This window comes from Paenibacillus lautus (genome assembly GCF_050482385.1).
Taxonomy (GTDB): domain Bacteria; phylum Bacillota; class Bacilli; order Paenibacillales; family Paenibacillaceae; genus Paenibacillus_AQ; species Paenibacillus_AQ lautus_B.
Genome location: NZ_JBCNHV010000019.1, coordinates 208,626 through 232,113, shown reverse-complemented (window position 1 = coordinate 232,113; position 23,488 = coordinate 208,626). Strand labels below are relative to the sequence as shown.

At 50.2% G+C, this 23,488-nt stretch carries 24 protein-coding genes and 1 riboswitch; of the genes, 19 read left to right on the top strand and 5 right to left on the bottom strand.

Annotated elements, in window-relative coordinates; all coding sequences use genetic code 11:
- Positions 1–30: 30 nt before the first annotated feature.
- From ABEW73_RS23715 to ABEW73_RS23690, 6 genes are all read left to right on the top strand, one after another.
- Positions 31–1,368: an LLM class flavin-dependent oxidoreductase gene (locus ABEW73_RS23715; RefSeq protein ID WP_430173372.1), complete on the top strand. Its 1,338-nt coding sequence runs from the start codon at positions 31–33 to the stop codon at positions 1,366–1,368.
- Between the two features lie 15 nt (positions 1,369–1,383).
- Positions 1,384–1,632 carry a hypothetical protein gene (locus ABEW73_RS23710; protein WP_430173389.1) on the top strand — a complete coding sequence of 83 codons (249 nt, stop codon included), beginning with the start codon at positions 1,384–1,386 and terminating at the stop codon, positions 1,630–1,632.
- Positions 1,551–1,850: a peptidase dimerization domain-containing protein gene (locus tag ABEW73_RS23705; protein ID WP_430173370.1), complete on the top strand. Its 300-nt coding sequence runs from the start codon at positions 1,551–1,553 to the stop codon at positions 1,848–1,850. Before ABEW73_RS23710 ends, ABEW73_RS23705 begins: the two co-directional genes overlap by 82 nt.
- A gap of 34 nt (positions 1,851–1,884) precedes the next feature.
- Positions 1,885–2,454 (top strand): NADPH-dependent FMN reductase, encoded by a 570-nt coding sequence (ssuE, locus tag ABEW73_RS23700; RefSeq protein WP_430173369.1) that lies wholly within the window; start codon positions 1,885–1,887, stop codon positions 2,452–2,454.
- A 169-nt stretch (positions 2,455–2,623) separates the two neighbouring features.
- On the top strand, positions 2,624–2,770 hold the full coding sequence (locus ABEW73_RS23695; RefSeq protein ID WP_430173367.1) for an LPXTG cell wall anchor domain-containing protein: 147 nt from the start codon (positions 2,624–2,626) through the stop codon (positions 2,768–2,770).
- 82 nt (positions 2,771–2,852) lie between these two features.
- Entirely contained in the window at positions 2,853–3,035 is a 183-nt protein-coding gene (locus tag ABEW73_RS23690; protein WP_430173365.1) for a hypothetical protein, read from the top strand.
- 396 nt (positions 3,036–3,431) lie between these two features.
- On the opposite strand, the gene ABEW73_RS23685 is transcribed toward ABEW73_RS23690, so the two are convergent.
- From ABEW73_RS23685 to ABEW73_RS23675, 3 genes are read right to left on the bottom strand one after another with little or no spacing between them, the layout of a single operon-like run.
- A complete protein-coding gene (locus ABEW73_RS23685; RefSeq protein ID WP_430173363.1) occupies positions 3,432–4,304 on the bottom strand; it encodes an ABC transporter ATP-binding protein in 873 nt (290 codons plus the stop codon).
- A 20-nt stretch (positions 4,305–4,324) separates the two neighbouring features.
- Positions 4,325–5,371 carry a FecCD family ABC transporter permease gene (locus ABEW73_RS23680; protein ID WP_430173361.1) on the bottom strand — a complete coding sequence of 349 codons (1,047 nt, stop codon included), beginning with the start codon at positions 5,369–5,371 and terminating at the stop codon, positions 4,325–4,327.
- Positions 5,368–6,351 carry a FecCD family ABC transporter permease gene (locus tag ABEW73_RS23675; RefSeq protein WP_430173359.1) on the bottom strand — a complete coding sequence of 328 codons (984 nt, stop codon included), beginning with the start codon at positions 6,349–6,351 and terminating at the stop codon, positions 5,368–5,370. The genes ABEW73_RS23680 and ABEW73_RS23675 overlap by 4 nt, the downstream gene beginning before the upstream one ends.
- 197 nt (positions 6,352–6,548) lie before the next feature.
- On the opposite strand from ABEW73_RS23675, the gene ABEW73_RS23670 reads away from it, so the two are divergent.
- Positions 6,549–7,571, top strand: coding sequence for an ABC transporter substrate-binding protein (locus ABEW73_RS23670; protein ID WP_430173358.1), 1,023 nt, complete (start codon positions 6,549–6,551; stop codon positions 7,569–7,571).
- 83 nt (positions 7,572–7,654) lie between these two features.
- Here the strand turns inward: ABEW73_RS23670 and ABEW73_RS23665 are convergent, their stop codons facing one another.
- Positions 7,655–7,933, bottom strand: a complete 279-nt coding sequence (locus ABEW73_RS23665) for a hypothetical protein (protein WP_430173356.1) — start codon at positions 7,931–7,933, stop codon at positions 7,655–7,657.
- 1,058 nt (positions 7,934–8,991) lie between these two features.
- Positions 8,992–9,095, top strand: a riboswitch (TPP riboswitch).
- A 143-nt stretch (positions 9,096–9,238) separates the two neighbouring features.
- On the opposite strand from ABEW73_RS23665, the gene tenA reads away from it, so the two are divergent.
- From tenA to ABEW73_RS23605, 12 genes are all read left to right on the top strand, one after another.
- On the top strand, positions 9,239–9,925 hold the full coding sequence (gene tenA / locus ABEW73_RS23660; RefSeq protein WP_430173354.1) for a thiaminase II: 687 nt from the start codon (positions 9,239–9,241) through the stop codon (positions 9,923–9,925).
- A 51-nt stretch (positions 9,926–9,976) separates the two neighbouring features.
- Positions 9,977–10,819: a hydroxyethylthiazole kinase gene (gene thiM, locus ABEW73_RS23655; RefSeq protein ID WP_430173352.1), complete on the top strand. Its 843-nt coding sequence runs from the start codon at positions 9,977–9,979 to the stop codon at positions 10,817–10,819.
- Positions 10,816–11,829: a bifunctional hydroxymethylpyrimidine kinase/phosphomethylpyrimidine kinase gene (thiD, locus tag ABEW73_RS23650; RefSeq protein ID WP_430173350.1), complete on the top strand. Its 1,014-nt coding sequence runs from the start codon at positions 10,816–10,818 to the stop codon at positions 11,827–11,829. Before thiM ends, thiD begins: the two co-directional genes overlap by 4 nt.
- Positions 11,826–12,500: a thiamine phosphate synthase gene (gene thiE, locus ABEW73_RS23645; protein WP_430173348.1), complete on the top strand. Its 675-nt coding sequence runs from the start codon at positions 11,826–11,828 to the stop codon at positions 12,498–12,500. The genes thiD and thiE overlap by 4 nt, the downstream gene beginning before the upstream one ends.
- Positions 12,501–12,760: 260 nt before the next feature.
- Positions 12,761–14,713: a BglG family transcription antiterminator gene (locus tag ABEW73_RS23640; protein WP_430173346.1), complete on the top strand. Its 1,953-nt coding sequence runs from the start codon at positions 12,761–12,763 to the stop codon at positions 14,711–14,713.
- Between the two features lie 245 nt (positions 14,714–14,958).
- A complete protein-coding gene (locus ABEW73_RS23635; RefSeq protein WP_430173344.1) occupies positions 14,959–16,968 on the top strand; it encodes a fructose-specific PTS transporter subunit EIIC in 2,010 nt (669 codons plus the stop codon).
- A gap of 415 nt (positions 16,969–17,383) precedes the next feature.
- Positions 17,384–18,550 carry a dicarboxylate/amino acid:cation symporter gene (locus ABEW73_RS23630; RefSeq protein ID WP_430173387.1) on the top strand — a complete coding sequence of 389 codons (1,167 nt, stop codon included), beginning with the start codon at positions 17,384–17,386 and terminating at the stop codon, positions 18,548–18,550.
- Positions 18,551–18,697: 147 nt separating this feature from the next.
- The gene (locus tag ABEW73_RS23625; RefSeq protein WP_430173342.1) at positions 18,698–19,327 is read left to right on the top strand and encodes a TetR/AcrR family transcriptional regulator; all 630 of its coding nucleotides are present in this window, start codon (positions 18,698–18,700) and stop codon (positions 19,325–19,327) included.
- A 24-nt stretch (positions 19,328–19,351) separates the two neighbouring features.
- Positions 19,352–19,522 (top strand): DUF2197 domain-containing protein, encoded by a 171-nt coding sequence (locus tag ABEW73_RS23620; protein WP_430173340.1) that lies wholly within the window; start codon positions 19,352–19,354, stop codon positions 19,520–19,522.
- 271 nt (positions 19,523–19,793) lie between these two features.
- Positions 19,794–21,005 (top strand): WXG100 family type VII secretion target, encoded by a 1,212-nt coding sequence (locus ABEW73_RS23615; RefSeq protein WP_430173338.1) that lies wholly within the window; start codon positions 19,794–19,796, stop codon positions 21,003–21,005.
- Positions 21,005–21,337, top strand: coding sequence for a hypothetical protein (locus ABEW73_RS23610; protein WP_430173336.1), 333 nt, complete (start codon positions 21,005–21,007; stop codon positions 21,335–21,337). The genes ABEW73_RS23615 and ABEW73_RS23610 overlap by 1 nt, the downstream gene beginning before the upstream one ends.
- A 200-nt stretch (positions 21,338–21,537) precedes the next feature.
- Positions 21,538–22,782, top strand: a complete 1,245-nt coding sequence (locus ABEW73_RS23605) for a DUF4073 domain-containing protein (RefSeq protein ID WP_430173334.1) — start codon at positions 21,538–21,540, stop codon at positions 22,780–22,782.
- Between the two features lie 255 nt (positions 22,783–23,037).
- On the opposite strand, the gene ABEW73_RS23600 is transcribed toward ABEW73_RS23605, so the two are convergent.
- Positions 23,038–23,358 (bottom strand): helix-turn-helix domain-containing protein, encoded by a 321-nt coding sequence (locus ABEW73_RS23600; RefSeq protein ID WP_430173332.1) that lies wholly within the window; start codon positions 23,356–23,358, stop codon positions 23,038–23,040.
- Positions 23,359–23,488 lie beyond the last annotated feature (130 nt).

Below are 23,488 nucleotides of genomic sequence, written 5' to 3'. Positions count from 1 at the left end.
GGCGCTAAGATCGATAAGGAGGAATGGAATATGGCAAAGCAAAGACAATTGAAATTGGGGGCGCTCCTGCACGGTGTGGGCGGAGGAACCTCCATGTGGCGGCATCCGGATGCGCAGCCTGACGCAAGCGTTAATTTTGAGCTGTATAAGCAGTGGGTTCAGAAAGCCGAGAAGGGCAAGTTCGACCTGATCTTCATCGCCGACGGCTTGTATATCAACGAAAAATCGATCCCGCATTTTCTGAACCGCTTTGAGCCGATCACCATTCTGAGCGCCCTGGCTGCTGTCAGCCAAAACATCGGTCTTGTCGGTACGTTGTCCACCTCATACAGCGAGCCGTTCACCGTGGCCCGTCAGTTCGCGTCGCTCGACAAGATCAGCGACGGACGCGCGGGCTGGAACATCGTTACCTCTCCGCTGGAGGGATCGGCCCTGAATTACGGCAAGAAGGAGCATCCGGAGCACGATAAGCGATACCGGATTGCAACGGAGTATTTGGAGGTTGCCCGGGGATTATGGGATTCCTGGGAGGACGATGCCTTCGTGCGCAATAAGGAGACGGGCGTCTTTTTCGATCCCGAGAAAATGCACACGCTGAATCACGAAGGCGAGTTCTTCTCCGTGAAGGGGCCGCTGAACATCGCCCGCTCCAAGCAGGGACAGCCGGTCATTTTTCAAGCGGGATCGTCCGAGGTCGGCAAGAACTATGCCTCCAAGGAAGCTGATGCGGTATTCACCGGTCATGAGTCCGTGGAAGAGGCGGCCACCTTTTATCAGGACGTGAAGTCGCGGGCGGCTGGTTTCGGCCGGAATCCGGATGAAGTGCTGATCTTTCCCGGCATCAGCCCGATCATCGGCAGTACCTCAGAGGAGGCCGAGCGCAAATATGAGGAGATAGCCAGCCTGGTGACCATCGAGAATGCCCTAAATTATCTCGGCCGATTCTTCGAGCATCACGATTTCTCCCAGTATCCACTGGATGAGCCGTTCCCTGAGCTGGGCGACTTGGGTAAGAACAGCTTCCAGAGCGGTACCGACAAAATCAAAAGGGACGCCAAGGAAAAGGGGCTCACGCTCCGGCAAGTGGCGCTGCAGACGGCCACGCCGCGCGGCGGGTTTATCGGCACGCCGGAGCAGGTGGCAGACAAGATCCAGGCTTGGTTCGAAGTAGGTGCAGCCGACGGCTTCATGATTACCGCGGCGGTGCCGAACGGGCTGGAGGATTTTGTGGACCAAGTCGTGCCGCTTCTGCAGGAGAGAGGCCTCTACAGAACCGAGTACGAGAGTGACACGCTGCGCGGCAATTTGGGATTGCCCGTTCCCGAGAACCGGTACAGCAAGGATCAGGCAGTTGCTGTCCGTTCCTAAAAGGGGGCAGAGGGCATGACGGTAGCTGTGGAACTGGATGAAATGATGGAGTTTGCTGGGGAGCTTCGTGGAGAGCTATTCCGAATTAGGCGGAATCTCCACCAACAACCCGAGCTATTGTACGATGTTTCCCGTACCTCGAAGCTGGTGGCAGATCTCTTGCGGCGTCAAGCCATTTTAGAGTGCATTTCCATGGAACCCCGGGGCATCACAGTTCTCCCCATCTGGCGATTGACGCCCTCCAGATGGCAGCCCGTTTTGTGACGGAGGTCAATGCCATGATGGCGAACCGGGTGGATCCGTCAGAAGCGGCCGTGCTGGCATTCGGTACACTTCATGCAGGCAGCGCCATCCATGTCATCGCTGTGCACAGCGAGCTTGCGGGAACCCGGATCGAGGGATCGTTCATGCGATTCACCAGCTCCGATTCGATTTGGATGAGGCTGTCCTGGTGCATGGGACTCGAATATGGGTGCGCCTAGCCCTACATGACGTTTACAAATAAGGAGGAAAACCATGACGAAAATCGCTTTTATAGCAGGAAGCCCGACGCAAGTGTCCCGTTTGTTCGGATTAACGCAATATGTAGAGGATCGCCTAATCATTGCCGGCTACGAGATCGAATTCATCTCGGCAGCGGATCTACCGGCTGAGGATTTGCTGCGGGCCGATTTCAACAGTCCGGCCATCAAGCAGGCCATAGCGGCGGTTGAAGGAGCCGCTGCCGTGATCATTGCCAGCCCGGTGTATAAAGCTTCGTATTCAGGGGCGTTGAAAACGATTTTGGATCTTCTTCCCCAAAAAGGTCTGCAAGGCAAAGTCGTGCTCCCGCTATTCATCGGCGGTACCATCGCGCATTTGCTCGCGGTAGATTATGCGCTGAAGCCGGTAATATCCGCACTCGGAGGAACCAATATTCTCAGCGGGGTGTTTGCCGTAGATCAGTGGATCACCCGCCTCGAACTGGGCGGTTACGACATCACGGAGCAGCTGAGAGAACGCCTGGATGACGCGCTGAACGAGCTGCAGGCAGAGCTGGCCCGATATTCGGCTGTGCCGGCAGAGCGGCAGGGGCAGGCGGTCTGAACGCATTGGCCCCCAAGTAAGCGTAATCTTGAAAAGCAGGCAGCCACGATCCGAATCCGTGGATCGTGGTTTTTGCGCTGCCATGACTACCGAGGGTTAAGGGCTCTAATAGAGAATCAAGAAGCGAGGATAGAACTTCCCTGCATGGTCCTGTAGATGGGACAGTTGGATGATAGAGTACACACGGGGCATCGATGATGTGTTTCTGATGGCAAGCGGGCTGGTGACGTTGGTCATCCCTTTAGCTCTTCTCCTTCGGCGAAGACGGCGCGTGGAGGCTGCCGGCAGCTCAGCCATGCCAGAGCCGACGGCTTAGCATGTAACCGAGTTTTGTTTAGAAATTGTATAGTTCGGTCCTATACTCTAGTTCTATAGACTTATACAGCTGGAGTGATAGGATGACAGACGAGTATTTTGACGAAATGCGAAAATACGGCCACGAGGATGAGATGCGCTACCGAATGTTGATGCGAGGGGTAAAGAAATTGCTGGAACAACGGAAGCGTGAAAAGTCCAAGCTGTTCAAAGTACTCCCGCATCGCCAAAGGAAAAAAGACCTACGTGTAGGTAAATGGTCATGATGCATCGATAACAAATCGTTAGTGGATCTGCATGTAAGAAATGGAAAACGAAACCTATGTTTATAGCGTTTATTACAAATACAAAGGCTGCCCTCGTGGTTCTGGGGTGGTCTTCTTTGTGTCCTCTTCATGTCTCTCTGATGTCTCTGTGATATCTCTCTTCATGTCTCACTGCATGAGTCTTTTGTCTCTTCGCGTCCGCCATGGTTGTAGAATGATGAACGAGTTAAAGCCGATACGCTTATTCGATGTCTTCGCCAACCCAGCTACCCCATAACTTGGTTTGCGAAAACCCGTTTTAGATAATAGCTCCATATTGCGCGATAAGCCCATATAAAAATAGGCCGGCTCCTACCGCTTGAATGCGAAAGGGAGTCGGCTTGATTGCAATTGATGCTATACAGGTGCCAGCTCAGGAGCTGGAGTCGGTGTTGTTGGTTGTTTGGGTTCTGCTGGGTCCGGCTTGACGGCTAAAGGCCGGCGTATGCCCTTCCCGCGCGGGACGCACATCGGGGTTCCGTACAGCGGGTCCGGAATAATCTCGCACGGCAGCTGGAACACGGTCTGCATTAGCTCGGAATCGATGATATCTCCCGGTTTGCCCTTTGCCTTGATGCTTCCGTCGCGAATAGCAACGATATGATCGGCATAACGGCAGGCCAGATTGATATCATGCAGCACCATGACGATAGTCCGTTGTTCTTGAACATTTAATTCATACAGCAGATCCAGCACTTCGATCTGATGCGTCAAATCCAGATAGGTGGTCGGTTCATCGAGCAGAATGATCGGCGTTTCTTGTGCCAGCGTCATCGCGATCCAGGCCCGCTGGCGCTGGCCTCCGGATAGCGAGTCAACCGTACGGTCAGCCAGTTCGGTCAAGCCTGTGGATGCCAGCGCCGCCGTGACGGCTTCCTCATCCTCACGTGACCATTGACGAAGCCAGCTCTGGTACGGATAGCGCCCTTGCTTTACCAGCTGCATCACCGTTAATCCTTCCGGGGCGGTAGGCCCTTGAGGCAAAATGGCGAGCTTACGCGCCACGTCCTTGGTGGACAAGCCTGCGATGTCGGCCCCGTTCAGTACAACCGAGCCGCGCTGCGGTTTCAGCAGTCTGGCCATGGAGCGCAACAAAGTGGACTTGCCGCAGCCGTTGCTGCCGATAAACACGGTGATTTTACCTATAGGCACGGTTAAATCCAGATTTTCGAATATAAAGTCTCCCCCATAGGACAGACCCAATCCCTTTGCTTCCAGCGTATTTTTCATGACGCCAGCTCCTTTCGGTTCTAGAATCGATTGCGGTTACGATACAGCAAGTAGAGGAAGAACGGCGCGCCGATCGCGGCGGTGAAGACGCCTGCCGGAACGTCTCGCGGCAGAAATGCCGTCCGAGCTACCAAGTCCGCGACAAGGAGCAGAATCGCACCAATCAGTGCGCTGACCGGCAGGACGCTCCCGAAGGAGGGACCCACTAGCCTGCGGGCCATATGCGGTGCCATCAGACCGATGAAGGCGATGGCGCCGCCGATCGAGATGGCTGCTCCGGCTAGGGCGACGCTGAGTCCGATCAGGATCAGCCGCTGTTTCTGAACCTGGGCCCCCGTGCTGCTGGCAACGTCGTCGCCCAAGGCTTGGATGTTCACATTGCGGGCCTGCAGCCAAGTAAGCGGTAGAAGTACGGCTACCCAAGGCAGCAGGGTCAAAACGTCCTTATCCCAGGACATGCCGTAAATGCTGCCTGCCATGAAGGTAAGAGAGCGGTCGGCTAACTGCAATGGTCCGGATATGATCAGCATATAGGAGATCGATTTGATTGCAGCCGATATCCCGATACCGATTAAGACGAGCCGTAGCGGCGATACGCCATTTTTCCAAGCAAGCACGTACAGCAGTCCGGTAATGAAAAAAGCACCAAGGATGGCGAATAGCGGCATCCAATGGATCGATACGGTGCCTGTGAATATGAAGATGAAGAGAACCGCTCCAAGCGATGCTCCCTCCGTTATGCCGATGACATCGGGGGAGGCCAGGGGGTTGCGGATGACGCCCTGCAGAATAGCCCCTGCCACCGCGAGAGCGGCGCCGATCAGCACGGCGATAATAATTCGGGGCAGCCTTAGCTGCATGACGATGACCTGCTCCATAGGCGGAGCATCGCCGAACAATGCCTTCATGACATGAAGCGGCGAAACAAACTGGCTTCCCGTTCCTGTGCTAATCATCATGGCGGCGATGCAAAGTACGAATAGGATCAGGCATACCCATAGTGTTTTTCTCTCCAGCATAAACGATACTTTAGCGTTCCTGGAGCGGAATATGCGGTGTTTACTCATTGTGCTCGTCTTCCTTTCCTGGCTATGTACACGAAGAACGGCACGCCGATGATTGCGGTCATCACGCCGACGGGGACTTCCTTCGGCATGGCTATATATCGGGAGCCGAGATCGGCCGTCACCAGCAGAAGTGCGCCCAGCACCGCGCTGTAAGGCAGAATCCAGCGATAATCATTTCCTATTAAATGCCGAACGATATGCGGGATGATGATCCCGACGAATGCGATGGGTCCCGCAGCGGCAACGGAACCTCCAGCCAGTAAGATAACGGCTGCTGCCGCTAACAGCTTAATGAGGGCTGTTTTTTGCCCAAGGCTCTGGGCGATGTCGTCACCCATGGAGAGGGCGTTCAGATGACGGCCTAGCAGGAGCGCAGCCAACATGCCAACGGTCATGTATGGCCACACGGCTGCAAGTTGATTCAAATCGCGTCCGGCAACGGAGCCGACCAGCCATACCAGCACTTGATCGAACATTTTGCCGTCGGAGAGCATCAATCCCTGCGTCAGGGAATGGAAGAAGGCGGCAATCGAGGCACCTGCGAGGGTGATTTTTACCGGCGTCATGCCGTCCCTGCCGATGCTGCCTAGGAAAAACACGATACCGCCGCTTACCGCGGCTCCGATCAGCGCCACCCAGGTAAGGGATTGGAGTCCGCTTATGCCCAGCCAACCCGCCGACATAATAATGAAGAAGGCCGCACCTGAGTTTACGCCCAGCGTGCTGGGTGATGCAATCGGATTGCGCGTGATGACCTGCATGAGCGCACCAGCAACAGCCAGGGATGCTCCTACGGCAAGCGCAATGAGCGCCCGCGGCAGTCTTGCCGTAAGAATGATCAGATGCTCGTTGCTCCCGTTGAAGTGAGTGAACGATTCCCATACCTGATGAAGAGGTATGTTTGTTACTCCGAATGCGATGCTGCCCATGACGGCAGCAGCCAGCGCCAATAGCGATATGAATAGTCCGAATACGCGCATATATGCTCACTTTCTTAAGTCCATGAATAATTAAGTTCATATGAATTTTAGGTGAAGGGACCCCATCTGTCAATGAGCTTGATAATCATTCTCATAAATATCTTGATATTTTTTAGGAAACCCTTTATAGTTTTGAATCAGTGATTGATAATGATTTTCAGGTAGAGGGATATGACACAAGGGGGATTTAGATAGGAATGGGAAAAGGAATGGCAAATAAACCAACGAGAGGCCTCAAGTTTAGCTTGCTGGCTCTCATTATGATCGTGATTCTTGCCGGGTGCGGAGCAAGCCCAGCGAAAGAAAATGCAAACAATGCCGGCGGCGACACGACGAATACAACAGATGGCAACAATGGTAGCGCAGCAAGCGAATCCTATGAAGTTACACATGCGATGGGAACGGAAACGATCAAGGGAACCCCTCAAAAAGTGGTGGTTCTCACGAACGAAGGAACCGAGGCGCTTCTCGCATTGGGCGTAAAGCCTGTAGGTGCCGTTAGATCTTGGACAGGCGACCCATGGTATCCGCATATTAAAGACCAGATGGAAGGCGTTACCGTTGTCGGGGAAGAGAGCCAGCCGAACATCGAACTGATCGCCGGCCTGCAGCCGGACCTGATTATCGGCAACAAGATGCGTCAGGAGAAAGTATACGAGCAATTGAAGGCGATCGCGCCGACCGTTTTTGCGGAGGATCTTCGCGGCGAGTGGCAGAACAATTTTGAACTGTATGCCAAGGCACTGAACAAGGTATCCGAAGGCGAGGAGCTTTTGGCAGCATACGACAAGCGGATTCAGGATTTCAAAGAGAAGGCTGGAAGCAAGCTCGACGAAACCGTCTCCGTAGTCCGTTTCATGGCAGGCAAGACACGCGTGTACCATACGAATACGTTCTCGGGCGTCATTTTCGATAAAATCGGCATTGCCCGCAACGATATGACCAAGAACGCCAAGGACGATTTCGTTGACGAGATCACGAAGGAACGTTTGCCTGAGGCAGATGCCGACAGACTGTTCTACTTCACTTATGAAACCGGGGATGGCGGTGCCAACCAAACCGAGCAGGAATGGATCAACGATCCACTATGGAAAAACCTGAATGTTGTTAAGAACGGCCAGGCCCACAAAGTGGATGATGCAATCTGGAATACAGCAGGCGGCATCCTGGCAGCGAATCTGATGATTGACCAGCTTCAGGAGTATTACGGCATTCAGTAATGAATGAAGCACGCTAGTATTATCGTATAGCGGATGGTGCTAGGAAAAAGCAAAAAAGGAGGCATCCCAAAAGATCTTAGATCTTAAGGGATGCCTCCTTTTTTGTAGCATCGCCGTGTGGCCAGTCCCGCCGCATCGGCAGCATCGCGCGTAGGCAGTACCACTACGTCGACAGTCGCAGCATAGCTAACATCGCCGCATTGCAGCGTGGCCAGTATCGCTGCTATGCAGCGCATGCAACGCCGCGTCGCCAGTACAGCTAAACCAACTCTGCTGCTTCGTGCCGCTACCCCTGATCTGTTAACGGACACCAGTTCCCTTATTTTCTTGATTCGGTCCCAATTCTTAAATCTAACGGACACCGGATCTCTTATTACCTCAATAAGGTGCCTATTTGCCATCATATTCTATGAATAGCGTATCTGGTGTCCGTTAGAACTCGAAAATAACCCCCATTCGGCAAAATAACGTATCCTCAGTCCGCTTGCCCTCGAGCAGTCGCACCAAGAACAGCAGTCGCACCAAGAACAGCAGTCGCGCCAAGACCAGTTAGTCGCACCAAGACCAGTTAGTCGCACCAAGATCAGCAGTCGCACCAAGACGAAAGGTAGCACCAAGACGAGCAGCAGCATTAAGACGAACAATAACAACAAAACCAACAGTCGCACCACCTAGACCACCAGTTAGCGGACTCCAGTTCCCTTATTTTGCTGATTGCCACCGATTCTTAGATCTTAACGGACACAGGATCCCTTATTACCGTAATTAATGGCCTATTTGCCATCATATTCTATGAATAGCGTATCTGGTGTCCGTTAGCTCTCGAAAATCACACCTTTTCAACTAAATAACGTATCCTCAGTCCGCTTTCCCTTGAGCAGTCGCACCAAGATCAGTAGTCGCGCCAAGATCAGCAGTCGCACCAAGACCAGTTAGTCGCACCAAGATCAGCAGTCGCACCAAGATTAGTAGTTGCGTCAAGATCAAGCAGTAACACCAATACCTACAGTCGCACCAAGCCCAGTAGTCGCGCCAAGATCAGCAGAAGCATTAATTCCAGCAGTAACACCAATACCAACAGTCGGACCTAGACCACCAGTTAGCGGACTCCAGTTCCCTTATTTTACTGATTACCCCCGATTCTTAGATCTAAACGGACACAGGATCCTTTATTACCGTAATTAACGGCCTATTTGCCATCATATTCTATGAATAGCGTATCTGGTGTCCGTTAGCACTCGAAAATAACACTCATTTGGCTAAATAACGTATCCTCAGTCCGTTAGCCCTTCAGCAGCCCCCGTCATCCCCGTACTTCGAGACCACCCGGTAGTGGAATGGTCTCAGGCGTAGCCGTCCACGAACAGTTAACATTTGACAGCATCCATAAACCTATGTACAGTATTAGACAAAAGAATAGGAAGTCCACTAGGGGAGCCGTTGGCGGCTGAGACAAGAGCGTATCTTGGACCCTTTGAACCTGATCTAGTTCGTACTAGCGTAGGAAAGTGGAGCCTTCGTATATGAGGTCTCGGTGCGCTTTTTTGGCGCACCCGGGCTTGTTGACGAAGCCGCTCCAGTTTTCGGGGGCGGCTTTTTTAGCGTTGTCTGAAAAGTCGTGTCTTACGGACTTCCTGCTCTTCAATATGTTGGAGGTGGGGACAAAAATGAGTTTCACGCAAGAGCTCCGTCAGCAGGCGGGAGGCATTTTTCAAGCAATCTTCGATCATCCCTTTGTAAAAGGCATTGCCGAGGGGAACTTGGCGCGAGAACAGCTGATTCACTATGTGAAGCAGGATTTTGAGTATTTGAATGCCTACATGCGGATTTACGGTATCGCCATATCCAAATCGACCAGCAGGGAAGAGATCGCGACCTTTAACGAACAGATTTCATTTATTCTGCACAGCGAGGTGCATCCGCATCAGAATTTGTGCGCAGCCGCCGGGGTGACCTACGAAGAGCTTCAAGGGTATCCGCTTGCTCCGTCCGCTCATCATTATATCCGTCATATGCTGACAGTGGCGCACGAGGGCACTCTGGGCGAGATTATGGCCGTACTGCTTCCTTGCCCGTGGACGTACCTGGAGGTTGGCCGCAAGCTGCTGGATGAAGTGAAGCCGGATGAATCCCATCCGTTCTATGACTGGATTTATTTCTATGGCAACCGTGGGGAAGACGCGACAGCCAAGTTCTGCAACCGTGTCGATGAATGGGCAGAGCGCGCGACGGCAGCCGAGCGGGAACGGATGAAGGAGTATTTTATGCTGAGCTGCCAACTGGAGTATATGTTCTGGGATATGGCTTATAAGCAGGAGGAATGGCCGGTGCCGCTGCAGGCTGCGGTGCTGTAAGGAGTCATAACAAGCACATAAATTCCAATATAGATAAGAGAGGCGATTCATATGCATGCATGGGAAAAAGAGGTTTCGGCGCTTTTAACGAAGGTACAGCAGACGAGCCCCCTCGTTCACAATATGACAAACGTGGTGGTTACGAATTTTACGGCTAACGGCTTGTACGCGCTGGGCGCGTCGCCGGTCATGGCTTACGCGCCGGAGGAAGTGGCGGATATGGCCGCCATCGCGGGCGCGCTCGTATTGAACATCGGCACGCTGAACCGCGAGTTGGTGGATGCGATGATAGTAGCAGGACAATCAGCAAACGTGCATGGCGTGCCGGTCCTGCTGGACCCGGTCGGTGCGGGGGCGACCCGTTTTCGAACGGAGTCGGCGCTGCGGATCCTAAGTGAGGTGAAGGTATCGCTCGTGCGCGGGAATGCGGCTGAAGTCGCTCACCTTGTCGGGGAGGAGCGCGAGATCAAGGGCGTAGACGCTGGCAACAGCACGGGCAGTGATCATGCTGAGCTGGCCGTGCGGGCTGCACGCGCATTAGGCACGATCGTGGCCATTACCGGTGAAGAGGACGTGATTACCGATGGAACTGGAGTGCGTATCATTACCGGCGGGAATGCTCTGCTCACGAAGGTGACCGGTGCAGGCTGCTTGCTGACTTCCGTGCTGGGTGCTTTTGCTGCGGTGGAACCGAACCTGCTGCTTGCAGGTACGGCGGGTCTGGCCTTCTATGGGGCTGCGGCGGCGAGTGCTGCGGAGCGTACGGCAGACTTGGGGCCGGGGAGCTTCCAGCTCGCTTTCCTGGATGAGCTGGCGAAGCTACGTCCAGGCTCCCTGGAGGGATATGCCGCTATCCGTGAGGCGGAAGCGACCGCTGCCGGAGGCACACGATGAGCAAGTCTCGTGTGCCTCGGGCATTGACGATTGCCGGGTCCGACAGCGGCGGCGGCGCCGGCATCCAGGCCGATCTGAAAACCTTTCAGGAGCTCGGCGTATACGGCATGTCGGCGATTACCGCGATCACCGTGCAGAATACCTTGGGAGTTCGCGGCGTATATCCGCTGCCTCCCGAAGCAGCTGCGGAGCAGATGGAAGCGGTAGGCTCGGACCTCGGAGTAGATGCCTTGAAGACAGGCATGCTGTTTAACGCGGAGATCATTCGCCTGGCTGCTGACCGGATTCGGGCATTCGGCTGGGAGAAGGTCGTTGTCGATCCCGTGATGATTGCCAAGGGCGGAGCGGAGCTGCTGCGAAGCGAAGCGGTGCAGGCTTTAAGAGAACACTTGCTGCCGCTGGCGTTGATTGTCACCCCCAATATACCGGAAGCCGAAGTATTGGCGGGGATGCGTATCCTCACGATGGACGATCGGAAGGAAGCGGCGAGACGTATTCATGATCTGGGGCCCAAGATCGTTGTGATCAAAGGTGGTCATGACGAGGGAATGCCCGCCAGCGGTGAAGTTGCAGATCACGAAAGAGACAGGGGATCAGGTATGGCGGCGGGTACGCAGCAGGAAGAATTGTCTCAGTCCGAAAGTACGTATGGCCAAACAAGAACCGCCAGCTATAACAGGGAGTTTTATGAGGGACGCTCCCCCATGATCAAGAATGACGACAGATTCGGTAATCCCGACAGTCCTCCGGTCATCGACCTCGTATACGATGGTATGGCCTTCACCGAATTATATGACAAACGAATTCATACCGTTCATACGCATGGGACCGGCTGTACTTTCTCTGCCGCCATCACTGCAGGCCTGGCCAAAGGCTTGAGTGCATTCAATGCGATTCAGAGCGGGCGCTTATTCATCCAGGCCGCCATTGAGGACGGCTTGAACCTGGGACAGGGACACGGCCCTACGAATCATTGGGCGTATCGTCGCCGTCAGGAGGTGCTGCGATGACGGGCAGAGTAGCACCCGAGATGATGAGACGGCATCTGCGGATGTACCTCGTGCTCGGCAGCGTGAACTGTATCGTCGAGCCAAGCTTGGTCGTGCAGGAAGCACTGGCTGGAGGCGCAACCATGGTCCAGTACCGTGAGAAGGGACATGGTGCGCTAGTTGGCGAGCAGGCGATCCAGCTGGCTCGCCGGATCCAGGATCAGTGCCGCCAAGCGGGCGTACCCTTCATCGTCAATGACGATGTGGAGCTGGCGCTGAAGCTGAACGCCGATGGTGTTCACATCGGTCAGGACGACGAATCTACGGCTTCCGTCCGCGAGCGGATCGGCAACCGGATTCTGGGCGTCTCGGCCCATACTGTGGAGGAAGCACGGCGCGCCATCCTCCATGGTGCTGATTACCTTGGCATCGGACCGATCTATCCGACCCGCTCGAAGAATGACGCCAAGGCTGCGCAAGGCCCAGCGATTCTGCGTGAACTGCGCGGAGCTGGAATCCATCTGCCGATCGTAGGGATCGGCGGGATCACCGTGGAGCGCGTGGAGGAAGTCATGGGAGCGGGTGCGGATGGTGTCGCCGTGATATCCGCCGTGACGGGAGCGGAGTCGGCGCGGGAGGTAGTGGAGGCTTTTATAGGAAAGATACGCCGTGCAACCGAACGAATTTCTTGAGATGTAAGAGGATTATAATGCGGATCATGAACAAGGGTGCCGACTTCTTAGGCACCCTTGTTTTGTTTGCTTCAGTTTTAAAATCTTGGTAGATGCACAGTTTTCCCACAACATGCCATTCATTTGAACCATTCGAATCTATATATTTTGTGTAACATCCCAGATCAGATTGCCATAGAGACCCAGATATGATATACGTAGGACAATGTACCTGCTCCACGTTTAGAGAGCTCTCCAAATAAGTTGAATAGGAGATCGGAATGAATAATAGGCAAAAAGAGATTGTTCGCAATTTGTTAATGGAACCGAACCGGTTGTGGCTCGTTCAGGATCTGGCGGATCAGACCGAGTGCTCGGAGAAGACGATCCGGAATGATCTGAAGGTAATTGATGAATATATAGTTAAGCACTCCAGTGGTAATCTGGTGAAAAGACCGGGACTCGGCGTTTATCTGGAGATCGGGGAAGCAGATCAGACTGATTTATTCCAACGTTTGTATTCCAACGAGAGTTCCACCGAGCATGTATCCGATGAGGAAAGGGTGCTGCATCTGGCTTACCGGCTCTTGATGAACGCGAAGCCCGTAACCATTCAGAACCTGGCTTCTTTGTTTTATGTGAACAAGACGATTATTCGTCGAGATATGGAGAAGATTGAGGGCTGGCTGCACAGCTTTGATCTGAACTTAGTGACTAAGCAGCGTGTGGGATTAATGATTGAAGGCTCGGAGAAGAACAAACGGATGGCGCTGGCGCGGTTGAACCAGTTGATCAACCGTCCGGAGTTGACGGGACAGATGATGCGTAACCAGTACGAACCGCACGAGATTGCAACCGTATACAATGAGTTGAAGGCGCTGCAAAAGCAACATCAGCTCCACTTCACCGATGAAACCTTTGAAAGCCTGATGCTGCATATTCTGCTCATGGTCAAACGGACCAAGCTGGGACAGCCGATTTCGCTCTCCGGGCAGGACATTGCCTTTTTGGAGAACAAAGCGGAATTTGCATGGGCGTTAGGCTTTTTGAAACAGCTGCAAAAGCTGTTTGCTGTCCCTTTTTCCAAGGAAGAAACCGCTTATCTAACCCTGCATCTGCTTGGCGGGAAGTTCCGATATACGCAGGAGGATGGAGGAGTTGGGCGGAGCGATCTAGCAGACAGCCACCCCCTCTTGCCCCAATTGGTTGAGCAACTGATTCGACGGATGTCGGAGCTGAATATGATCCCTTTCTCCAAGGACCAGGTATTATTGAACGGCTTGAAAGTGCATTTGTACACGACCATGAACCGTCTTCATTATGGTCTGGCTGTGTCCAATCCGATGCTGGCCGAGATCAAAAAGATGTACCCGTACATGTTCGATCGGGTCATTATGGCACTGGAAGAGGTAGGGGGAGCGCTCCGTCTATATTTTCCCGAAGAGGAAGCCGCATATTTGACGCTGCATTTTCAGGCGTCTGTAGAACGGCTTCACCAGAACGAGAGCCACGCCCAGAAGGTGATTATTGTGTGTCACATGGGCGTTGGGATGTCCCAATTGCTTCTCGCGAAGGTGGAACGTAGATTCCCGTCCGTGCATGTGGAGACAACGATGTCGAGAGCAGAAGTACAGGATTATCTGGCTGCTCATGAGGTGGATCTTATCATTACGACCGTTGATCTGCCCGAGGTGAAATCACCTCATATCCTCGTTTCCCCGCTGCTCGAGGCCAGTGACGAGCGGAAGCTGGAGCAAGCGATCCGTCGGCTTGATGAGCCAGACAGGAGGACGGCTGAGGAATCGGTTTTTTTGAAATATACGACACCTTTTCTCGTCTTTCCTCAGCAGGAGGTAGAGCGTCCAGAACAGTTAATCGCCAAGTTTGCGCAAATGCTGGAGGACAAAGGGTATGTCGAGGCAGGGTATACGGAAAGCGTGCTGGATCGTGAGCACATGTCGGCTACGACGATAGGGGGTGGCATTGCCATCCCTCATGGCAGCTCGGAGTGGGTTAAACAGTCCTGCATCGTGATTGTTACTTTGAAGCAGCCGATTACCTGGGGAACCGAGAAAGTAGAGCTTGTGTTCTTGCTTGCAATCCAGCATGATGAGCGGAAAGAGATGCGGCAGCTATTCAGGGAATTGTCACGGATCAGTGAGCAGCCGGCATTGGTCAGTGCGTTGTCTAAGGAGACGGAAGCGATGCGATTGCTTAATGCGTTAAAAGGGTAACATGAATAGTAGAGTCTGTGATGATGAAGCAGGGCGTATACGTCCTGCTTTTTACATTTTTTTGGGGTCCCCGCAAAGTATTAGAATAAGCATCGTAGCCTAGGCTCCGCTTTGTGGGGATATTTTATTGCGAAATAAACCTGTTTTTCCGGAAGTTCCGGTAAAAAGTTCATCCGATAACAGCGTTTTCAGCGTGTACACTATAAATGTAAGCGGGAACATGATAGCAAAGGAGAATGACGAATATGAAAATATTAGCGATTACTTCATGTCCTAACGGAATTGCACATACGTATATGGCCGCTGAGAATCTGCAGAAGGCAGGCGCGAAGCTGGGCGTTGAGTTGAAGATTGAGACCCAAGGCTCCATTGGCGTGGAGAATCAATTCACGGAGCAGGATATTCGTGAAGCCGATGGCATTATTATCGCAGCGGATAAGACGGTGGTGAAGGACCGGTTTGTCGGTAAAAAACTGCTTCTCGTTGGGGTGCAGGATGGTATCCGTCGTCCCGAAGAGCTGATCCAACGGATGATGAAAGGGGATGTGCCCGTCTATCAGGCACAATCCAAGTCAGTCGAAGATACAGGAGAGAACAAACCTAAACAAAATCCGATCTACCGTCACTTGATGAACGGTGTATCCTATATGGTACCGTTTATCGTGATTGGTGGGCTGCTTATCGCAGTCGCACTGACGATGGGCGGTGTGAAAACGCCGGGTGGGCTGGTTATACCGGAAGATTCGATCTGGAAAACGATTGAGAGTATCGGCGGGGCTGCGTTTACCTTTATGGTTCCGATCCTTGCGGGATTTATCGCAATGAGTATTGCAGACAGACCGGGTCTTGCACCAGGTATGGTTGGCGGGTTCATTGCTGCGAACGGCAGCTTTTATGGAAGTGAAGCGGGAGCGGGATTCATCGGCGGGATTATTGCCGGTTTCCTGGCGGGTTATGTTGCACTTGCTATTAAAAAGATCAAGGTTCCCCGGTCGTTGCAGCCGATTATGCCTATTATCGTTATTCCTGTACTGGCTTCTCTAGTTGTAGGGTTAATCTTCGTCTTTGTAGTTGGTGCTCCAGTTGCGAATTTGTTTGAAGCGTTAACGGTCTGGCTCGCGGGCATGCAGGGCACAAGTTCGATTTTGCTCGCGCTTATTCTGGGCGCGATGATATCTTTTGACATGGGTGGTCCCGTGAATAAGGTTGCGTTCCTGTTCGGCTCGGCCATGATCGGTGAGGGAAATTATGTGATCATGGGACAAATTGCCGTTGCCATCTGTGTTCCTCCGATTGCGATGGGACTGGCAGCCATGATGAACAAAAAGAAGTTTACATCTGCGGAACGCGAAGCTGGAAAAGCAACATTTACGATGGGACTGTTCGGGATTACTGAAGGAGCGATTCCATTCGCGGCGCAAGATCCTCTACGCGTCATTCCAAGTATCATGGTCGGCTCGATGACGGGTTCGATGATTGCAATGTTTGGTAATGTCGGTGACAGAGTAGCCCATGGCGGACCGATTGTAGCCGTACTTGGTGCCGTTGATAATGTCTTGATGTTCTTCCTTGCTGTCATAGGCGGCGCAGCCGTATCCATTATCATGGTGAGTCTGCTCAAGAAAGATGTTGCAGGTGTGACTCCGGCAGTTGTTGGAGAAGGAGCGAAAGAAACACCGGCCGGTGCACGTAAAGAGTTGGCAGCAGACACAGCTGCACCCGTGGCTGCGGACTCAGCGGAAGTGACTTCAACCGTGACCAATAACGATACAGCAACCGAAGCACCTGCTATCCGCGTCGAGAAATTGACAGATATTGTAACAATGGATCTTATTAATCTGAATCTGACCGGAACGACACAGGATGCTGTTATTGACGAAATGATTGGTGTACTGGAGCAGAATGGGGCGGTAAGAGCTGATGGAGATTTTAAACAGGCCATATTAGCCAGGGAACAAGAAAGCTCCACAGGCATCGGCATGAATATTGCGATTCCTCACGGTAAATCGGATGCTGTCCTGAAACCAAGCGTGGTCTTTGGTATCCAGCAGGATGGTGTCGACTGGAAGAGTCTGGATGGCAGTGAAGCCAAATTGATTTTTATGATTGCCGTGCCGCGAAATAGTAAACAGAATGCGCATTTGAAAGTGCTGCAAATGTTGTCCCGCAAGCTGATGGATGATGATTTCAGAGAAGCGCTCTTGGCGGTGACAACGAAGGAAGAGGCCTATCAATTGCTCGATCAGGTGCAATAATTCAAGCCGCCGAGTGACTTCACCTAGCCATTGGTTGGGTGGGCAACAGTAGCCAAGGAGCTTGGCATATAGCAGAAGGATAATGGCTGATCTGTTGGAGTTCATCCGGCCATTATCTCATCATAATAGGGTTCTATGGAACCATTCCACTGAAGCCAGCCCTGCACAGAAATGAGCGGGGCTGGCTTCAATTTTGTGCATGCTTGAACCGGAGCAGGCATTTCGCCTTTCCATTATTTCTATGGTCCATATCTGTCATCTGATCTGTTACTGGTATGTTTCGTTGTCATATTTTGCATAATGACAATGATATCCAGAATATGATAAAGTTTGTTCATTCCATGTCCAATGGATTATGTCCGTTTGGAGTGGACAAAAAACGAAAATAAGATCTGTGGGTGATAACAGCATGAACATGAAAAAACTCGGTTTGCTGCCGAAAATCCTTATAGCCATTTTGCTCGGCATTGCAATCGGATCGTTCTCACCGGAATGGCTGGTTGCCGGATTAGCTACCTTTAGCGGGTTGTTTGGAAACTTTCTTGGTTTTGCCATACCTTTAATTATCATCGGATTCATTGCTCCCGGGATCGGGGAGCTCGGAAGAGGGGCCGGTCGCCTGCTGGGCGTGACCACGGGCCTTGCTTATCTCTCCACTGTTATCGCGGGGCTGTTGGCGTTCTTGGCAGCGACGCTATTGTATCCGTATATGTTGGAGGTTGGTGGTCTGGTTAATTCCTACGCCAATCCGGAAGAGGCGCTGTTGGAGCCTTTTTTTAAAGTTGACATGCCGCCTGTATTCGGGGTAATGACTGCTCTACTGCTTGCCTTTACACTTGGGCTGGGAGCGGCTGTAATTAAGGGACAAACCTTGCAGAAGGTTATGGTTGATTTCCGGGAGATTGTGGAGAAGCTGATCGCCTCGATCATCATTCCGCTGCTGCCGTATCATATCCTCTGCGTGTTTGCCAACTTAACCTATGGCGGGCAAGTGACCACGATCCTGTCGGTCTTTGCCAAAGTATTCATTATGATCATTGTCCTGCATGTGCTGTTCCTGATCATACAATACTTGGTTGCGGGTCAAGTCGCGCACAAGAATCCGTTTGCCATGCTGAAGAACATGCTGCCGGCTTATTTTACGGCGATAGGTACGCAGTCTTCTGCCGCTGCCATTCCGGTTACGCTGCGTCAAACCAAGCTGAACGGGGTCAGCGGGAAGGTCGCTGATTTTGTCATCCCTCTGTGCGCAACCATACATCTATCCGGCAGCACGATTACGCTGGTAAGCTGCTCGATGGCCGTGATGCTGCTGACGGGGATGCCGACTTCCCTCGGCATGATGTTCCCATTCATCCTGATGCTGGGCATTACGATGGTTGCCGCTCCCGGAGTTCCGGGTGGCGCCGTCATGGCAGCTTTGGGATTGCTGGAGTCCATGCTGGGCTTTGATACGACGCTGACGTCGCTCATGATCGCCCTCTATATTGCGCAAGACAGCTTCGGAACGGCTTGTAATGTAACCGGAGATGGAGCTATCGCCGTGATCACGGACCGTGTGAGCAAAACTGAGCCTGCGTAAATCATGTAGCGCGAATTACTACTTTGCATGGCGAATGGTCAGAAATCCAGCAGCCTATATGAGTTCAGGTAGAAGCCTGCCCATTTCCCGAAAAGATGGGCAGGTTTATTATTGATTTTTTATGTACGATCGTACTAAAATAAAATCATGAATACTAAAAATAAAACAATTGATCAAAAGGGAATGTCGTTTATTGAGAAAGCCCGCCGTGCGCAGATCGTGGCATGTGCGATCGAAACCATTGCCGAGGTCGGTTATGCCCAAGCTTCGATAGGTCAAATCGCCAAGCGTGCCAACGTTAGCAAAGGGGTGATTTCCTATCATTTTGCGGGCAAGGATGAGCTCCTGGAGCAGGTGGTAACGGAGTATTATATTGCCTATGAGTCCTTTGTGCAGCCAATTCTGCGTGGCGAAGCATCTCCGAAAAACAGGCTCAAGAAGTATATTGAAGCGAATGTGGAGTTTATCGCGGATCATCGGAAGATGGTTTTTGCTGTTGTGGAAATCGTGACGGGCATGAGGACGAAGGATGGGAAGCCTCGGTTTTCGGCGGACACGGATGAAGGTGTGTTTCAACCGATTGAGGCGATTCTGCATGCAGGGGCGAAGGAAGGAAGCTTTCGAGAATTCACCCCGTTATCCTCCCGAGTCATGGCACTCGCTATCCGGCATGCCATCGATGGATTCAGCCTGGAATTGATGAGAAACCCCGATCTTCACGTAAAGGCTTATGTGCAGGAACTGATTACGATCTTTGATCACGCCACGCGCAAATGAGAACGCTCCCAAGGAGGGGAAAGCATGCTGATTTATTATGAGGTGGAATGCTTTTGCTGCAAGAAGATATTTCGGTTGTACGAAGGAAGCGTGGGATATAAAAATTTCAAGGAAAACCGGAAAGGGAACTATTCCTGCGAGTCATGCAATCACAGCATACGGCTGGAGGCGATTTTTAATCTGCTCCGAAAATAAGAAGGAAGAAAAACAGAAGGATACAAGAATAAGCTCGTGATCTGTATTGATGGGAAAAGTTACGCGAACGCCTACAGATTGACGTACATTGCGCAAGACTACCGAGTGTCGGCTGAACCGGCGCTCTTTTTTGCATGCTTTTGCAGATCTATGCATCGCTAGGGAATTTTCGACTGAGCCGTTACTCCACATAAAGAGGACCTTGGAACCTTTTCCAGTTATTTGAAATGAAGTAGAATGACTATCTAACAAATGACGAAGAGGTTGACCTATGTCCAAGATACTTGTACCTCCTGAGGTGCTGCTGGCAGTGTCGGATCAATTCGACAGGGCCTCTGACCAGCTGGAGGCGAACAAAAACACGCTGAACCAACAGATCCAGATGCTGGCGTCGTGTTGGGATGGTACGACATGTTCGAGATTTTATTATGAGTTCAAGCAGGCCTATCGCGACATGAAATTGACGATTGAGCACATGCAGGTGACCAGTCAGGAATTGAAGAGAATCGCATATAAATTCATGCAGGTGGACAATGAACAGGGCCATTTAGACCCCAGGTGTGCGGCTCCACAGATCTTAAACTCTGCAGGGATGAGCAATGTCCACTATGGTAAGGCCATTGAGGTAAAGTCGTTTGGTGACCAACTTAAAGATCTGGGTGATGAAGCCAAAGACTTTGCGAAAGGTGCGAAATCGGGGGCCACCGAGATGTGGGGAGCTGTTGAAGATAAGGCAAACGCCTTGATCGAAGACCCGATCGGAACCGGTAAACAGATGGCTTACGATGTTACAATAGGGACTGCTGAGGAGGTCGTGAATACGACCATATGGGGTGCCAAAATGGCATTTGATGTTGGCGATACCCGCGAGAAATTCGGTGAAAGGATACAGGCCGAGCAAGAGCGAATGAATGAGATGGGGAAGTCGGCCTATCTGGGGCAGCAGGGAGCCATGGCTTTAGGCGCTTTTGCTCTTAACCGGGTCGGGGTGAAAAAGATGCCTAATCTCAAGCATGATTCGGGGGGCGATGGGGGTAAGGGGCCGACAATTGGGGACCCGAAAGCTAAGACAATAAAAGAAGTTGAAATTGTTGACCATACTGGAAAACCAATTGGTGAATTAGATGAAATAGACTTGGATAATGGTATTTTCTATGAGGATAAAGCAGCGAAGGGATTGGATATTATTAATCCAAAAACGGGATTACCTGCTCAAACACCTCAGCAATTTACGGATAAACAAATATTGGGTAAAACAAGAAAAAGAATTGAAAATATTGCAGAAGCTACAGCCACCAGAGCTACTAAAAATGGGGATCCAAACATACCAACACTGGATCAAATAAAAGGTATTCGTAATTTCATCTTTAGACTCGATGGTGATACTCCTGAATTAAGACAAGCTGCAGAGAACAGCTTAAGACAATTAGAAAAAGAGTTTCCAGATTACACGTTTAATGTATTGTTTGGAGGGGAAAAGTGATGTCGATTAGTGTTATGATTCTAGATGCAAAGGATGAGTTCGAAAAGAAGTTTTTTATTCCTATAGCTACTGAGTCTTTTTTTCAAGAATGTTGGGAGCCAGCAATCGAGGAATTAGGACTTAAATGGACTAAGGTATTTCCTGTTGGAATAGATTTAGTTGAAGAAGATTTTCCACTTATTATAGATGAATTATCAAAAATAAAAGATTGGGCGAAGGATAATCTGCCTGAGAACAAGCAATTGAAGATATTTGAGAGAATTGAATTAATTGAGTCTGAAGTTCCCCGTGCATTTACTCATCGGGATGGAATCGTTGTTTTTATTGGGTAGTACGATACACAAACACATTCAAATTCGAATGTGTTTTTATTTTCTGAAAAATGGTTGCAGCTTTGGTTTATTTACATTTTTTTGTGCATTATTTACTGTAGGAGAATATTACCTTAATATTTCCGGTTTACTATAAAATAGAAACTTATATCGTTTTGCGGATCATATTCTGAAAATGATGATAACTAGGAGGAATAATTGTGAAGAAGCTACTAACAAGTATTATGGCAACATCTATTATTTTCAATATAGGTGCTTTTTCAGGATCAGCTCAAGCAAAACTGGATGAACAACTATTTTCCAAAAATCCCGGTCTTACTTTTGATGTCATTAGTGACATTCAAGGGGATTACAATGACTTTCAGCATGTACTTAACGATATGAAACAGGTAAACCCTGCTTCAAAAGCATTAATCGTGAATGGTGATATTACAGACCGAGGGTGGGATTTTGAATATCAAGCCGTACAACAGGTGTTAGATAATAATCCTCATCCAGAACATGTTTGGTACAGCATAGGAAATCATGAGTTTTATAAACCGAAATGGGCAGCCCCGAACAAATTAGCGCAAAACACCTGGCCAAATAATACGCCGGAATCTGAAATGTTCCAAAATTTTTATAACTTTACTGGCGAAGAGAAAGTCTATCATAAAAAAGAGTTAGACGGATATCCGTTCCTTTTCTTAGGAACCGAAAAATATATGCACTACCATGATAAATCTTTGTGGGATGAGGTTTATCTTAGTGATGAGCAGCTTGATTGGTTAAAACAGAATCTTGAAGAATATTCAAAGAACGATCCGAATAAACCCATCTTTCTCTTTAGTCATCATGTGCTGAAGGATAGTATTTCAGGCTCCAATCAATCCCCCTATACAGGTGATTACTTAGACCAAGGGAAATTAGAAGCCATCTTAAAGGATTATCCGCAAGTCATTCTTTTTACAAGCCACAGTCACTGGGATCTTAATCTTCCGGATTGGGCAGGTAAAAAGGTAGTAGAAGGTGGAGATAAGCGTGGTTTTACTGTTGTGAACACAGCCGGTATTCAAATGGGGTGGGCATCAGCAGGTCCAAATGGTGGCGAAGTGCAAACAGGCATTGATTTTAAACAGGGACTTCAGGTTGAAGTGAACGGAAATGATGTAAAAATAAAAGCATATGATTACAAAACAGATAAAGTCATTAAGGAGCTGGGTGTGCATAATGGTACCGTTGCTCAATTGCCACCTAATGTTGAAGCTGATGATGAAAAAAATGAGCTCATTGGTGCTACCCAATACATGGAATACTCTATGAATGGAAATGGGAATAGTCGCTGGGTTGACTATGATCCGAAGAACCCTCCGAAATTTGGAGGAAACCAAAATGTATTCGTTCGCCATAAAGGTGAAATGAACCTGGAAGATGGGTTATCTAAAAAGGTGACTTTTAAAAAATAATTTTTGAATAGAACAGAGCGTTGATACTATCAGCGCTCTGTTTTTTTGCGTACACCAATTAGTTTTAACTCAGGACCTCAAGCCGGGTCGATGTTCTAGAAAATCTGATTCAATATATTAGCGCTTGTTTTGATTAATTATCAATTCGGTAAAGCAATAAAAACTCCCGTATAATCAGGAGTTAGTTATCGTATTGAAATGCTGCCTTAAAAGAATCGAATAAGGAAGAGAGATATCTTTTGCGATGTACATTCTTTATTTCCGATACAACTCTTTAAGGATGTTTAATCCTTTTAATTGGTTTTCTTCATCTTGCTGTAATAGCAGCGAGTTAATTTCTAATATGATCTCATTATCTTTTTTACCTAATGATATAAAGTCAAAGAAGTCGAGATTAAGCGCTGTTGTAATTTTTTCGAGGGTTTGCACGGTGAAATTGCCTTCTCCTCTTTCCAGCCTGCCTATATAGCTAAACGAGGACCCGATTTTTTCGGCAAGCTCCTCTTGAGTTAGCTCCTGACTTTTTCTGATCTCTCGAATGATAATGCCCAATCTCTCTGCAATCGATTTATCCATGTATGATCGACTCCTCTTATATAAGAAGTGTAGACAAAAGATAGTTAATATTGGAGTCACTAAAAGATTCATTATATATCAATTATTGTCCTTATAAGGTTTTTGTTATAAATTGTAAATATATTCTAGT